13 protein-coding genes are annotated in these 14,862 nt (G+C 60.4%); 7 read left to right on the top strand and 6 right to left on the bottom strand.

Translation table 11 applies throughout. The features are described 5' to 3' along the window. Positions 1-50 precede the first annotated feature (50 nt). The 5 genes from TU76_RS15520 to TU76_RS15500 all read right to left on the bottom strand — a co-directional run bounded on the left by TU76_RS15520 (position 51) and on the right by TU76_RS15500 (position 6,640). Complete coding sequence (locus TU76_RS15520) at positions 51-845, bottom strand: energy transducer TonB (RefSeq protein ID WP_046810226.1); 795 nt, start codon at positions 843-845, stop codon at positions 51-53. Beyond that, positions 842-1,288 (bottom strand): protein TolR, encoded by a 447-nt coding sequence (gene tolR / locus TU76_RS15515; RefSeq protein WP_046810227.1) that lies wholly within the window; start codon positions 1,286-1,288, stop codon positions 842-844. Before tolR ends, TU76_RS15520 begins: the two co-directional genes overlap by 4 nt. Positions 1,289-1,302: 14 nt before the next feature. Continuing rightward, entirely contained in the window at positions 1,303-2,013 is a 711-nt protein-coding gene (gene tolQ, locus TU76_RS15510; protein ID WP_048352016.1) for a protein TolQ, read from the bottom strand. A 55-nt stretch (positions 2,014-2,068) separates the two neighbouring features. Then, complete coding sequence (locus TU76_RS15505; RefSeq protein ID WP_048352015.1) at positions 2,069-3,976, bottom strand: phytase; 1,908 nt, start codon at positions 3,974-3,976, stop codon at positions 2,069-2,071. A 129-nt stretch (positions 3,977-4,105) separates the two neighbouring features. Then, positions 4,106-6,640 carry a TonB-dependent receptor gene (locus TU76_RS15500; RefSeq protein ID WP_048352014.1) on the bottom strand — a complete coding sequence of 845 codons (2,535 nt, stop codon included), beginning with the start codon at positions 6,638-6,640 and terminating at the stop codon, positions 4,106-4,108. Positions 6,641-7,037: 397 nt separating this feature from the next. Here TU76_RS15500 and TU76_RS15495 point away from each other — a divergent pair, with 397 nt between their 5' ends. Then, a complete protein-coding gene (locus TU76_RS15495; RefSeq protein WP_019829061.1) occupies positions 7,038-7,958 on the top strand; it encodes a GGDEF domain-containing protein in 921 nt (306 codons plus the stop codon). Beyond that, positions 7,955-8,989: an AraC family transcriptional regulator gene (locus TU76_RS15490; protein ID WP_048352013.1), complete on the top strand. Its 1,035-nt coding sequence runs from the start codon at positions 7,955-7,957 to the stop codon at positions 8,987-8,989. Before TU76_RS15495 ends, TU76_RS15490 begins: the two co-directional genes overlap by 4 nt. Positions 8,990-9,239: 250 nt before the next feature. Here TU76_RS15490 and TU76_RS15485 read toward each other — a convergent pair whose 3' ends face one another. Continuing rightward, positions 9,240-10,262, bottom strand: a complete 1,023-nt coding sequence (locus tag TU76_RS15485) for an Ldh family oxidoreductase (RefSeq protein ID WP_048352012.1) — start codon at positions 10,260-10,262, stop codon at positions 9,240-9,242. Between the two features lie 132 nt (positions 10,263-10,394). Between TU76_RS15485 and TU76_RS15480 the strand changes: the two genes are divergently transcribed. From TU76_RS15480 to TU76_RS15460, 5 genes are all read left to right on the top strand, one after another. Beyond that, entirely contained in the window at positions 10,395-11,270 is an 876-nt protein-coding gene (locus TU76_RS15480) for a MurR/RpiR family transcriptional regulator (protein ID WP_019829057.1), read from the top strand. 13 nt (positions 11,271-11,283) lie between these two features. Next, positions 11,284-12,039 carry a transporter substrate-binding domain-containing protein gene (locus tag TU76_RS15475; protein WP_019829056.1) on the top strand — a complete coding sequence of 252 codons (756 nt, stop codon included), beginning with the start codon at positions 11,284-11,286 and terminating at the stop codon, positions 12,037-12,039. A gap of 104 nt (positions 12,040-12,143) precedes the next feature. After that, on the top strand, positions 12,144-12,863 hold the full coding sequence (locus TU76_RS15470) for an ABC transporter permease (protein ID WP_046810349.1): 720 nt from the start codon (positions 12,144-12,146) through the stop codon (positions 12,861-12,863). Next, positions 12,860-13,570, top strand: a complete 711-nt coding sequence (locus TU76_RS15465) for an ABC transporter permease (RefSeq protein ID WP_019829054.1) — start codon at positions 12,860-12,862, stop codon at positions 13,568-13,570. Before TU76_RS15470 ends, TU76_RS15465 begins: the two co-directional genes overlap by 4 nt. Before the next feature lie 48 nt (positions 13,571-13,618). Further along, the gene (locus tag TU76_RS15460; protein ID WP_046810350.1) at positions 13,619-14,860 is read left to right on the top strand and encodes an NAD(P)/FAD-dependent oxidoreductase; all 1,242 of its coding nucleotides are present in this window, start codon (positions 13,619-13,621) and stop codon (positions 14,858-14,860) included. Positions 14,861-14,862 lie beyond the last annotated feature (2 nt).

Below are 14,862 nucleotides of genomic sequence, written 5' to 3'. Positions count from 1 at the left end.
GCGTCGTTGCCATCGCGAGCAAGCCCGCTCCCACAGGGTTGTGCGTACCGCTACTGGATCTTGTAGTGAAAGGTATTGCGCACCCCCGGTACGGTCACGGCCTGACCATCGACCATCCGAGGTTGATAACGGAAGGTCGCCGCCGCCACCAGTGACGGCCGGATAAACGCGGGATGGCAGTTGCCCACCACTTTGGGGTTGTCGACCTTGCCTTGCGGGGTCACCGAATACTCGACCGTGCAATCACCCTCAATGCCCTTGTCCAGTGCCCGCTGCGGGTAATCCGGGGCTTGCTTGCTGATGGGCAGGTACTGGCGCACATCCGCTGCCGCCGCTGCCTGTTGCGCTCGTCTGGCGTTATCCGCAGCCACACGGGCCTGCTGCGCCGAAGCTTCGGCCAGCGCTCGCTGACGCTGGAACTCCAGTTGCTCGGCACGCTGGCGAGCGGCTTTGTCTTGCTCCAGCTGCACCTGCTTTTGTTCGGCTACCCGTTTACGCGCCAGCACTGCTTGCTCCAGCTTGCGCGCCTGAACAAGCGGATCAACCACGGGCTTTACCACCTCGGGTTTAGCCTCAACCACGGGCGCAGGCGCTACCACCGGCAGAGGTTCAGGCGCAGGGGGTGCCGCGAGCGGTTCGGCGGGCAACATCACCAGCCGGGTTTTGAGCGTCGACGGCGCAGGCTCTGGCATTGATTGCTCCATGCTCCAGCCCAGCACCAAAAAAGCCACCACGGCGCTGTGCAGGGCGACGCTCACCACCAGCGCCTGACTGTCACGCCACAGCCGGGTCCAAGGCAACGGCTGCGCGTGCGCCAGCGCTCCGTGCATCAAGGTGCCAGTCATTGCGGGGCCTCGGTCACCAGCCCCAGGTGAGTGACGCCGCCCTGCTGCAAAGCCGCCATGGCTTTGACCACGCTGCCATAGCCCGCTTCATTGTCGGCGCGGATATACACCTGGGTGTCGCTGTCTTGCGCCACCACCTGCCCGACCTTGGCCTGCAGCTCTTCAAGGCTGACGGCACTGTCGGTCTGGTTTTTGGTGTCCAGCTCGCTGCCCAGATTCCAGTAGTAACCGCCCTCGGCCTTGACCGACAGCGTCAGGATTTTTTGCTGACTGTCATTAACCAAGGCTTCGCTGGCGACTTTAGGCAGTTCGATTTTCACCCCCTGGGTCAGCATCGGCGCAGTCACCATAAAGATCACCAACAGCACCAGCATCACGTCGATGTAAGGCACTACGTTCATTTCGGCCTTGGGCCCGTGTTTGCGCTGTGGTCGAGCAAGCATGTTCAAACTCCCTTTCAAGCGACGGCAGACATGTTCCGCGAACCGGCATGCAAGCTGCGGTACAAGCGCATCTGCACTTCGTTGCCCAGGCTGTAATAACGGGTCAGCAGGGTCTGGCCACGGGCCGAGAAGCGGTTATAGGCAATCACCGCCGGGATCGCGGCAAACAGGCCAATGGCGGTTGCGATCAAGGCTTCGGCAATGCCCGGGGCCACAGTGGAGAGGGTCGCCTGCTGCACCTGGGACAGACCGATAAAGGAATTCATGATCCCCCACACGGTGCCGAACAAGCCGATGTAGGGGCTAACCGAACCCACGGTGGCCAAAAACTGCAGGCCTTTTTCCAGACGGATTTCCTGCTCGCTGATGGCCACATACAGCGCCCGTTCAACTCCTTGCATCACGCCTTCGGCATCCACCGAGGGTTGCTGCTTGAGCTGGGCGTACTCCGTGTAAGCGGCGACAAATACCTGCTCGGCACCGGCGTCTTCATGACTGGCATCGCGGCTTTCACGGTACAGCGCATTCAGCTCGCCCTGAGCCCGGAGCCGCTGCGCAAAATTGTCCATGTCGCGCTCGCTGCGACGCAAAATGGCGCTGCGTCGCACAATCAAAAACCAGCTCAACAGCGAGGCCAGCAGCAGGGTCAGCATCACGCCTTTGACCAGCAGACTCGCGTCGCTGATCAGGCCCCAGATCGTCATGTGTTCCATGGTTGCGTGCATGTTGTTACTCCATTGATCCGCGATTGAGGGATTGAAAAGCATTCAGATGACCGGGTTATGGCAAGTGCAAAGCCTTGGCCACCTCGCTCCAGGGGATGTACTTGAAGTTTTGCGCTTGCTCGGGCATGCGTTTGCGACCGTCCTGCACCACCAGCATGCCTTTGCTCCAGGGGCCACCGAGGTTGGCCGACGTCACCTCCAGCCCATCGGTCTCTGACGCGCCATCAATCCCCGCTGCGGCATTCACCCCCACCCGAAAAGCGCCACGCACGGCGTAAGGTGGCTCGGCATCGACCACCACATAGCTGTCGTTGCCCTGGCTGGAGATCACCAGGTAGTTGTCTTTTTCGGTTTGATACAGCCCCATGCCCTCGATGTCGTCATGCACATGCTCACCCACCTTGATCACGCTAGTGAGCGTTGCCGGCTGGTCAGGACGGGCATCCACCGCCCATACCGCCACGTCTTCTTCCCCGAGAAACAGGCGCTGGCCGCGGTCATCCGCCACACAGCCTTCAGGCTGGGTCTGCACCTTGAACTGGCGCACCAGTTCGCCCTCGACCTTGTTGCCCTTGGCAAACAAGCGGTGCTGCACAAAGGTGCCGTCCTTGTCGTTGGCAAAGCTGTAGATCTCGCCCGACGGCGCCTTGAACAGGCACAGGCCGTAGATATCTGAAACCGGTGTGGCGATCTCGCCCGCCTCCTGCACCTCACCCGTGGTGCGATCAATGCTGAATAGGCTCAGGCTGTTGTGATCGCGATTGGTCGCCACGGCCAAATCCACAGTGCGCCCGCCCAGCTCGAAGCCCGGGCGCACATCGACGTTGTTAAGCCGCCCAACCGGCAAATGCTGTACGCGCTTGCCCTGAAGGTCGTACACCTCAAGCCCCTGCTGCTTATTGGTGCCCAGTACACGGCTCAGGGCCGGCGCCTGCGGGTGAACCCAAATCGCCGGGTCATCCGCCGCGTCGCCCTGGCTCATCACCACCTCGGTTTGCACCGCAGGTTTTACGCTGGCCAATACCGGCGGCACATTCACCGCACTGGCCTGCCAGCCCAGCAGGCCTTCGAACAGTCTGTTGCTGGCACCGTCCTGCACCAGCAGTTGCAGGCCCTGGGGTGTTTGGCGCAGCGCCAGATGTTCAGGTTCGACCACTCCAGCCAGCGCCAGGCTGGCCACAGGCGACCAACGCTTGCCCTGCTGCTGATACAGATTCAGCTGCGCCGCTTCGGGATCAAGCCCGAGCATCCCGCCCGGTACCAGTGCCATTGCTCCGGCACTTTTTTTCACATTGCCGAAGGGCTCGACCATCGCCACCGGAACGCGCTCAACGTCAGCTTCGGCGTGCGCCGGGTAAGCCCACCAGCCGACATTTTCTTCGTTGACGAACACGTTCTGCGCGGCATCGTCCACCTGACAGAACTTCGCTTGCGGCGGCAACGGCAAACTGCGCACCCGTAGCGGTGAAGCCAAGCGCCGGCTGTCCGCAGCTACCAGCCACTGCTCGCCCTTGCCTTCTTCGCCCACGGTGAACAGGTAAATGTTGCTCGCGTCATCCTGGTACAGGCACACCCCCTCAACCGAATAGTCACGGGCGGGCAAGTACGTCGGGGCTTGCCATTGATGGGTCTTGGGGTCGAGGCTAAACAGCGCCACTTGCTGTTTGTCCTTGTCGTTGCTGGCTACCAGGACCTGATCCCCCAGCGCACGGCTGTCCAGGCCGGCAAACACCCCGGGCACCCGGCTCAAGGTTTTGCCCTGTTTATCGAGCAACAACAAACCTTCGCGCTTGCTCACGGCCAGGCGTTCGTCGCCCGTCCCGTTTGGCAAGTAACTCAACGCCTGGGCCTTGCTGGTGGACCATTGCTGCAATGCCGGAGCGGCGACTTCAGTGGCCGCCTGCACGCTCCCTGCGGTCAGGCACACCAGCAAGGGCAGTAGTCGGGGTTTGCGTTTAAACATGAGTGATCAATCCTGAATGCTGTTCAAAAAAAGCACGGTCTTTCAGTGGGAGCGAGCCTGCTCGCGATGGCCTCGGCATCGCTTACGACCTTCGCGAGCAGGCTCGCTCCCACAAGAGGCTGCGGACGTTTAGAAATGGGTGAAGGTCAGGCCCACGGAGTAGGTCGGGCCGTATTCTTCGTACTGGTTGTTGTAGCGACTGTTGCCGCTGTAGACGAAGTACGGCTGGTCCGTCAGGTTCTGGGCGTCGAACTTGATGTGCAGGTTTTTGGTCAGCGAATAGCGGGCGCTGAAGTCCACAAAAGTCTGGGCATCGACATGGGTGTCATGGGCTTTGTCGTTGACTCCCGCCAACTCGTAGAGGTAGTCCGATTTGTAGTTGGCGGACAGGCGCAGGCTCAGCTTGTCGTCTTCCCAGCCCAGCATCAGGTTGCCGACGGTGTTGGACTGGTTCGGCAAATCGATGTCGCGCTTGAGGGTTGCCCCGGTTGCCGCATCGACGCCCTTGATGCTCGCACTGGAGCGGCTGAACGTGCTGTTAGCACCCAGGATCACGCCGTTCCAGGGCGCTGGCAGCCAGTCGAATTTTTGCGAATAGGCCAGTTCCAGTCCGTAGAGTTTGGCGCTGTCGCCGTTGGCATAACTGTGGGCTTCAGTGAAGTCGACCCACTCGCCACTGCCGGCCAGGTCGTTGTTGTAGACGAAGTTCTTGATGTCTTTGTAGAAGAGGAACGCCGACACCGTGCCCGCCTGCCCCATGAAGTGCTCGATGCCCAGGTCGAAGTTGCTCGACTCCAGCGGTTTGAGATTAGGGTTGCCGAACTCGGCCTTGTCATCTTCGATCACAAAACCCGGGGCCAGTTGACCAAAGGTCGGGCGCACCACAGCGTTGGTCCAGGCCGCACGCACCTGGGTGTTTTTCGCCAATTGATAACGCGCATGCAGGCCGGGCAACCAGTGATGGTAATCACGCCGGGTGTCCTGATCTTCGAAAACGCCATTGCGCACGCCCGTGCCCTTGGCTTCGAACTCGGTGCCCTCGTAGCGCATGCCGGCAATGAAGCGCCAGTCATCGATATCGACGGTGTTCATCAGGTAGGCCGCGTTGATGTCTTCGCGCATGGTGAAGTCATTGGCCCGCGAGTCTTGCTCGTTATAGAAGTCGTCGCGGTTCAAGCCGCCGATCAGATCTTTGATCGCACCCCCGCTGATGCCCGGGCCGAACCGCCCAAGGTTGTAGTGCAGGTTGCCCTTGTTGAACTGTTCGAGGTTGAGCTGTTCGTCACTGAAGCCCAAATCCGAAAAGTCCTTATACGTCCAGGCATTGAGGTCGTTGTCCTTGTTGCGCCGACTGACCTTGCCGCCGAATTTGACCTGGGAGGCATAACCCTGCACGTCGTAGTCACGGGCCAGGTCCAGGCGGATATTTTTCTCGGTGTCCTTGGTGTGCTGCTCTTGCCAGTCCACCTTGTCGAGGCTGAAGTTGGCCGGGTCATAGAAGCCTGCGCCGATGATGGGGCGCGGTTTTTCGGTGTCGTAGAAACCACCGTTACCGATGCTCGAATCACCTTTGAAGGTCGCCCCGGCAATGCCTCCCGGGTTGTCTTCGCTGGACTCGCTGTAACCGGCCTGCCCACTGAGGGTCCACAGGCCCATCATGCGTTCGCCGCCGAACACGTAAGACTGGATTTCCTGGGTTTCCTCGCGCTGTTTAAGCTTGCGCTTGGTCTTGGTTTTACCCACCTCGCCCTCGGCCTGGGGATCGGAAAACTCAAAGCTGGTGGAGTTGCGGGTTTCGTTGTCCTCGAAGCGGCTGTACAGCGTGCGCAGGTACAGGCTGGTGTCGTCGTCGGGCTTGTAGTCAAAGTTCAGACCGCCACCGGTGCGTTCGCGGCTGATTTCATAGACCCGCTGCTCGAAGCTGTTCAGGCGCGCGCCGTCACTGAAGTCCCAGTCGCCCCCGGTCTCTACGTTGTCAGAGCGAAAATCGCGCTTGTTCCAGCTCAATGCGGCCGCGACACCAAAGTTGTCGACACCGTCGCCGAGACTGAAACGATCACTGATGGCGCCAGACACCTTGGGGCTGGTCTGATGGCTGTTCTTGTTGTAACCGGCCTCAGTGCTGCCCGTATAAAACAGACCTTTGTGGTCGAACGCGGACAAGCTCTCGACATCGACCGTGCCACCCAGTGAGTTGGCATCCATGTCCGGTGTCAGGGTCTTGATCACCGACAGCGACTGCACCAGTTCCGACGGCAAAACGTCCAGGGCCACGGCGCGGCGGGCGCTCTCCGGCGACGGCACCAGCGTGCCGTTGATGGTCACGCTGTTCAGGTCAGGCCCCAGGCCCCGTACGCTGACAAAACGACCTTCGCCCTGATCGCGCTCAATACTGATACCTGGCAAGCGCTGTACCGCCTCGGCGACGTTAGCGTCCGGCAACTGCGCCACGCCATCGGCATGCACCACGCTCTCGATGTTGTCCGAACTGCGCTGTTGCTTGAGCGCCTTGTCCAGGCTGACGGCCTGCCCGACCACTTCTACGTGTTCGGTGGCGCCAATGGTCGATGCCTCAGCGGCGCTCAGGCGCTCACTGGCGATTGCCAGGGCCAATGCACTGACGGTAAAGCCGACCCACTGCGCCTTGCTGCGAGACTTGTACATGTTTGTCCTCCCCCAAAATCGCACTTCAGGCCGGGCAAATGGCCCGACAACTTGGGAGCGAACGCTAGGGTTGGTGGATGACAACGCTGTGACAGTGTTTGGCTGAAACCCCGAAACAGAGCCTTTTGAGCGGCACTTTGAAGGCAATTGAGCTGATATGACCCGCGTCAGCTACCCCGCACCCTGTGGGAGCGGGCTTGCTCGCGATAGCATCAACACGGTGCAACTGAGCCACCCCGTCGCCTGCATCGCGAGCAAGCCCGCTCCCACGGTCAAACAGGTGAATGTTCAAGGTTTTTGCACAAGACACCTGAGCTGATTCGACCCGCACAACCTGTCACACAGCTGTCACACACCTCTGTTTTGCTGACCGGCAATACGTTTTGGTAGAACTGTGATGACTTGGCTCAACGTCCTTAAACACCATCGCTACAAGCTCGGCTTGCTGCTGTTGGCGGCCAATATGGCCGTGTGGCTGAACCTGGCTTTCGGCACGCCCAAGGCCTTCAGCGAATGGCATTGGCTGGACATCGTCGGTGAAGGGGGCACGGCTCTGTTTATGCTGTTCTGGCTGGGGCTGGTGCTTAAAAGCCGACCCACCGGACGGGTCACCAACTACCTGGCCAGCGGTTTGTGCTTTATGTTTTTCTCCTGGTGGCTGGACGTGCTGGATGAGTTCATTCGCCTGCCCAAACACATCGGCTGGGATCACTGGCTGGAATCGGGGCCGATGCCCATCGGCATGATTTTGCTGACCATCGGACTGTTCCACTGGCACCGTGAACAACAGGCGATCAACCAGCACATGGAGAAGCGCGAACGGGTGTTTCGCGAGCATCGGCTGTTCGACAAACTGACCCCCCTGGGCGGCGCCGAATACCTCAAGCGCCAGGTCAGCGACTGCCTTGCGCAAAGCCTTGAGCAGCAACAACCGCTGTCACTTCTGGCGCTGGATATCGACGATTTTGCCTCGATCAATCAGCACTACGGCCACCCCGAAGGTGATGCCGTGCTTCAAGCCCTCAGCCAACTGCTCCTGCTCAACCTGCGCCGCCACGATCTGCTCTGCCGACTGGCCGGCGACCGCTTTGTCGTGCTGCTGCCCGGTACGGGTGAAAGTCAGGCCCGGTTGCTGGCGCTGGAACTGCAACAGGCAGTTCAAAGCCTGGCCCACAAAACCCGCCAGCATGGTGAACGGGTGTATTTGTCAGCCAGTACGGCGGTGGTGATGGCGCTCGATGAGGCACCCGATGAGTTGCTCAAGCGGCTGAATCTGGCACTGGTTCGAGCCAAGCCGCCACGGAGCAAACGCGCATGACGCGCCACACTCACTGGTACGAATCTGACAGCCGTTTTATTGTCGGCCATTACCAACCTGCCACCCTGATTGATCTGGCGTTGTCACGAGACATCGACAGTCATCGCTTGCTGCGCGGCACCGGGTTGTTTTACGACGATATTGTGGCCGGCCACACCCGCCTCAGCCCACAGCAATGCTTCGGCCTGATTGCCAACGCCCAGCGCTTGCTCGAAGCCGATGACAGCAGTTTTCTGTTTGGCCAACGCCTGTGGCCGGGGCACTACGGCCCGGCCAGTCACGCCCTGCAGCAGGCGCAAAATCTGCATCAGGCACTGGAAACCCTGATCCATCACCGCGCCCTGCTCAGCCCTTTGCTGACGCCACGCCTGTTGCTGGACGACAAGTACGCCTACGTGTACTGGCTCGACAGTTGCGGTGCCGGGGAGCAATTGCGTTTTGTGCTGGAAGCCAGCATGACGGCGCTGAAGGCCATGAGCCAATGGCTCAGCGGTGAGCGCCTGCCGTGGGAGTGCAGCTTCAACCATCCGCAGCCACGTTATGTGGAGCAGTACTGGGTGCATCTGGGTGAAAACACTCAGTTTGGTTGTCAGCTGGACATGATGCGCCTGCCCCGCGAATACCTGACCCGGCCCTGGCCCAACGCTTCGGCCATTGCCCGGCAGGTGGCGTACCAGCAGGCGCAGGAGCAGTTGCTCAGCCTGGGATTCAGCGCCAGCCTGCTTGACCGGCTGTATGTGTACTTGCGCAACAATGCGCAACACGCCCCCAGTCTTGAGCAGGCGGCGCAGCACTTTTCAATGAGCCAGGCCACCCTCAAGCGCAAACTGAACAAACACGGCACGCACTTTCAGGCCCAGCAGGATCAAGCGCGCAAACACATGGCGCTGTACCTGTATCAGTTCAAGGGGCTGAGCCACGAAGCCGTGGCCGAGTACCTCAACTTCAGCGACCCGGCAAACTTTCGCCGTGCCCTGAAACGCTGGACGGGATGCACCCCTAACCTGATCCGACAGTTTTTGGCGTTGTAATCCCACGCATGGGCTCAAACTCAAAACCCTGCGCAACTCACAACTGATACTCAAATGCTGTAGAAATTTGGTTACTGGCCAAAGCCCCCTGTGGGAGCGAGCCTGCTCGCGATTCATGCGCCGCGGTGGGTCCGAACAATCACTGTGCTGCCTTCGCGAACGGGCTCGCTCCCACAAGGGCGCTTTAGTGAGCAGCACAAGCCCCCAAGAAGCTCACACAATCCGGCGAGCAGGCTCGCTCCTACGCGGCTTACCCCGCCAGCTCACGCAACTTGGCCAACTCTTCTGCCCCCAGCGGGATGCCTTCATTCAACGACTTGGCACGCTCGATAAAGCGGCGATCGCCGGGCATGCGCTCAAGGCCCACGGCGTGCATCTGACGCACCAGTTCTGCGCTGCGCTGGGCAAAACTGTTGCCGCCGGATTTGCTCGGGTCGATCACGATCAGCAATTGACCGGTCCAGGGAGTTTGCGCACCGGGGTGCTTGGACCAGTCGAACTCAAACGAGAAATTACCTCCGGTCAGGGCCGCTGCCAGCAACTCGACCATCATCGAGAGCGCCGAGCCCTTGTGCCCGCCAAATGGCAGCAAGGCACCGCCGTCGAGAATGGCTTTAGGGTCTTCAGTCGGCTCACCCTGTTTGTCCACCCCCATACCGGCAGGCAGCTGATGGCCCTTGCGAGCGGCAATTTGCACATCGCCGTGGGCAATGGCGCTGGTCGCCAGGTCGAATACGATCGGATGACCCTCGGCACGGGGCGCCGCAAAGGCAATCGGGTTGGTGCCAAACAGGGGCTTTTGCGCACCGTGGGGCACCACGCAGGTCATGCTGTTGACCACGCTCAACGCCACCAGGCCTTCTTCGGCAAACGGCTCCACGTCCGGCCAAAGCGCAGCAAAGTGGTGGGAGTTACGAATCGCCAGTACTGCTATCCCGGCACTGCGGGCTTTTTCGACCAGCAATTGACGGGCGGCTGCCAACGCAGGTTGGGCAAAGCCACCGGCCGCGTCCACCCGGATAAAACCCGAGGCAACATCCTCCACGACGGGAACAGCCTGGCCATCAACCCAGCTACTGGCCAGCGAAGACAGGTAGCCCGGAATGCGGAACACACCGTGGCTGTACGAGCCGTCGCGCTGAGCCCGGGCGCAGTTGTCAGCCAATACCTGAGCCACTGCTTGCGAGGTGCCGTGACGTTCAAAAATTTTTTGCAGCAAGGCGGTCAATTCAGCGAGGGAAAGCGACTGGGTGGAGGTGACGGGCTGGGACATTCTGGCGCTCCAATCTGATTATTTTTGTCTGTGGCAAACTATCCTTGGGTGACAGTTCTCTGTCAATTGTTGACTTAATGACAGAAAACATTCACTTTCTGCAACGCGCTGAAATAAAAACAGGAAGCAGTCGTGAGCCAGCCGATTAAACAACGCCTTGAAAGCAGTCTGTCAACCGCCGCACCTTCGGGTCGGGCGATTGCCAGCTATATGCTGGCCAATTTGTACGAGCTGCCCTTTCAGACCGCCGCTGACATCGCCAGCAAACTGGGGGTCAGCGAATCCAGTGTCGGGCGCTTTTGCCGCTCCCTGGGCTACAGCCATTTCAAGGATTTGAAAAACGATCTCAAGGACGACCTGGGCGATGGCCCGTGGCTGGTCGGTGATCGCCTGCAAGAATTCCGCCAGCAATCGAGCCAGAGCCCGCAGGCATTGCCGCGCAGTTTTGAGCTTGAAGTCGGTGCGCTGGTCAAGGTCTATGAATACAGCCTTACGCCTGAGTGGCGTGCCGTCAGTCAGCGCCTGGCCACGCGGCGCAAGGTGTTTGTGGCAGGGTTCCAGACCGAGCGCGGGATCGCCGCCTCCATGGTGCATTTGCTGCAATACCTGCGCGATGGCGTGCAACTGGTCGACGGTGCCGCCGGGCATTACGCCGACGTGCTGCTATGCCCTGCACAAGACTGCGCGCTGGTGGTGTTTGAAGCCAGACGCTACTCGCGCCATGCCCAGCTGTTGTGCCGCAAGGCACGTGAAGCAGGGATTGAGGTCACGCTCATCACCGATACCTTCTGCGACTGGGCTGACCAGAGCGCTAATGAAGTGTTTCGCGTGCCCACCGAATTCAACCTGTTCTGGGAGTCCACCTCGGCAATGCTGTCGCTGGTGCATCTGCTGATCAATGAAGTGTGCAAACAACTGGGGCCGGACGTTGAGAAGCGTCTTGAGGCAACCGCGGCCTTACACAATGAGTTCGTGGGCTACACATCCTCACCCGGATCAAAACAATAAAACGAGGTGCTAGATGAAATACGTCATTCGCTTTGCAAGTGCATGTGCACTCGTGGCCGCCGTTGCAGCCAACGCGCACGCCGACACGCTGACTATCGCCACCGAAGGCGCCTACCCTCCATTCAACACCACCAACTCCGACGGCACGGTATCGGGCTTTGACGTCGACATCACCAATGCCCTGTGCGAACGCATGAACGCGCAGTGCAAGATCGTTGCCCAGGACTGGGACGGCATCATTCCGGGGCTGATGGCGAAAAAGTACGATGCCATCGTGGCGTCGATGATCGTGACCGATGAACGCAAAAAGAAAATTGCGTTTACCAATCACTACTACCGCACCCCGCTGTCGATCGCCGTACCCAAAGACTCTGACATCACCGATGCCCAGATCAACTTCAAGGGCCGCACCATCGGTGCCCAGGGCGCAGCGACCCAAGGTATCTACGCCGAAGATCACTACGAGAAAGCCGGCGCCAAACTCAACCTGTACCCGACGCTTGATGAAGCCAACGCCGAACTGAAAAACGGCCGCGTCGATGCCGTCATTGCCGACAAGTTCCCGCTGCTGGAATGGATCAACAAGGCCAGCGACGACTGCTGCAAGATCATCGGTGACGTCAATGGCACCAATGCCGATGCGGCCATTGCCGTGCGCCAGGACGACAACGCCCTGCGCGAGCGCTTCAACAAGGCGCTGGATGAAATCGTGGCTGATGGCACTTATAAAAAGATCTCCAGCAAGTACTTCGACTTCGACATTTACTGAGTCGCCCGCCCTCGTTTGAGGGCTTCCCTGCCAATGACCCTGCCCTGCGCACTTAAGGTGCGCAGCGGCTGAATTTCGGCCCAATTTTGCCCGGGGATTCGAGCATGCTCGATCAACTCTCACTTCTTTCTTTCGCCAGTGGCGGCTGGGGCTCGGCTTTGCTCGCAGGCGCCATGGTGACCATTGCCCTGGCCTTGAGCTGCCTGCCTATCGGTTTACCTCTGGGCCTGGCCGTGGCGGTAGCGGCACGCTCTAAAAACCGCTGGGTGCGGGCGTGGGCAACCACGTTCTCCACCGTGTTCCGTGGCTTGCCGGAACTGCTGACGCTGCTGATCATTTACTACGGTTGCCAGATCGCCGCGCAAAAGATCCTCGCCATGATGGGCTACGACGCACAGGTCACGATCAATACCTTCGTGGCCGCGATGGTCGCCTTCAGCCTTGTGTTTGCCGCCTTCTCCAGCGAGATCTGGCTGGGTGCGTTCAAAACCATCCCCAAGGGCCAGTTCGAAGCCGCCTCGGCTCTGGGCCTGAGCAAATTCACCACCTTTCGCAAGGTCGTGCTGCCACAACTGGCGCGCATCGCCCTGCCCGGCCTGTCCAACAACTGGCTGTCACTGCTCAAGGACACCTCGCTGGTGTCGACCATTTCCCTGGTGGACTTGATGCGCCAGACCAACCTGGCGGTCAGCGTCACCAAAGACCCGATGCTGTTCTACAGCGTCGCGTGCCTGGGCTATCTGTTTTTCTCGGCGATTTCCGGGCGGCTGTTTGCCTTCCTTGAACGCTACTTCAGCCGCCATCAACGGAGCGCGCAGCCATGAGTCTGGCGGATCTGCAAAACATGTTTCTCAACCCCGACCTGCTTGAACGCTACGGCCCGCGCTTTATCGACGGGCTGCTGGTGACGGGCAAGCTGGTGGCGATTTCGTTCACCCTCGGCGCCCTGCTCGGCTTGCTGATTGCCCTGGGCCGCCTGTCCAGCAACCGCTTTTTGCGCAGCTTTACCGGCGCCTACGTGTACTTCTTCCGGGGCTCGCCGCTGCTGGCGCAACTGTTTTTGCTGTACTACGGTCTCGGCTCGTTCAAGGGCTTCTGGCAAGACGTGGGTTTGTGGTGGTTTTTCCGCGATGCCTGGTTCTGCACGCTGCTGGCCTTCACCCTTAACACGGCGGCGTATCAGGCCGAGATCCTGCGCGGCAGCATCTTGTCCGTGGCCCAGGGCCAGCGTGAAGCCTGCAAGGCGCTGAACTTGTCGCGCTGGACCGCCTTTCGCAAGATCGTGCTGCCGCAATCGCTGCTGGTCGCCATCGGCCCGTTGGGCAATGAGCTGATCCTGATGATCAAGGCCAGTGCCATTGCGTCGCTGGTGACCATTTACGACTTGATGGGCGTCACCAAAATGGCGTTCTCGCGCAGCTTCGACTTCCAGGTGTACCTGTGGGCCGCCGTGCTGTATCTGCTGATCGTGGAAGTGGTACGACGCAGTCTGAAGCTGATCGAAGGCCGTCTCGGCCGCCATTTGCAGTAAGCCCATTGTTCGGGCTGCGAACACGGCCCCCGTTTTAAGGATTTGTTTATGCACTGCGACACTATCGTTCTGGGAGCCGGCATCGTCGGCGTCAGTACCGCGTTGCAACTCCAGGCCCGCGGGCGCAGCGTTGTGCTGCTCGACCGCGCAACGCCCGGCAGCGGCACCAGCCACGGCAATGCCGGGCTGATCGAGCGCGCCAGCGTGATCCCTTACTCGTTCCCCCGTGAAATTTCGCGTTTGCTGCGCTATGGCCTCAATCAGCAATCCGATGTGCGCTACAGCCTCAAGCACCTGCCAAAGGCCGGGCCGTGGCTGTTGAAATACTGGCAGCAGTCCGGCCCCAAGGAACTGGCCAAGGCCACCCGGGCCATGCTGCCGCTGATTGAAAAATGCGTGAGTGAGCACGACCTGCTGGCCGAGCCTGCGGGCGTGACTGAACTGATCGACGACAGCGGCTGGATCGAGGTGTATCGCACCCCGGCCGATTTCGACAAAGCCCAGCGCGACGCCGCGGCCTTGAGCGAATACAAGCTCAACTACCGCGTGCTCGGCGAGCAGCAAGTGCACGCTCTGGAGCCGGGCCTGCACACCGATGTCATCGGCGGCATTCACTGGCTGGACCCCAAGACCGTGAGCGATCCCGGCGGCTTGACCCGTGGTTACGCCGAACTGTTCATCAAGCGCGGCGGCACGTTCGTGACCGGTAATGCCACCAGCCTGCGGGCAACGGCCGGACAGTGGCAGGTCGAAAGCCAAAAAGGCCTGATTGTCGGCAATGAAGTGGTGGTAGCACTCGGGCCACAAGCACGAGAAATTTTCGAACCCCTGGGCTATCGCATCCCCCTGGCAATCAAGCGCGGCTACCACATGCATTACGCGGCCAAGGACGGTCAGACCATGCAGCACCCGATTCTCGATTCGGTGGGCGGCTATGTGCTGGCGCCGATGGTTGGGGGTATCCGCCTGACCACAGGTATCGAGTTCGCTGACAGCGATGACCCGATCAACGAAATCCAGTTGCGCCGCTGCGAAGAGCGGGCCCAGCGCCTGTATCCGCTGGGCAAGCGGGTCGATGCCGAGCCCTGGCTCGGCCGCCGCCCTTGCCTGCCGGACATGTGCCCGGTCATCGGCCCGGGCAGTCGCCACAAGGGCCTGTGGTTCAACTTTGGCCACGCCCACCACGGCCTGACCCTGGGTCCGGTCAGCGGTCGCCTGCTGGCCGAGATGATGACCGGCGAAACACCTTTCACCGACCCTGCGCCCTACAGCGCCGAGCGTTTTCACTGATC

It is taken from the genome of Pseudomonas psychrophila (assembly GCF_001043005.1).
GTDB classification, from domain to species: Bacteria; Pseudomonadota; Gammaproteobacteria; order Pseudomonadales; family Pseudomonadaceae; genus Aquipseudomonas; species Aquipseudomonas psychrophila.
Note: the sequence above shows the minus strand (reverse complement) of the source record. Positions and strands in the feature narration are given on the sequence as shown.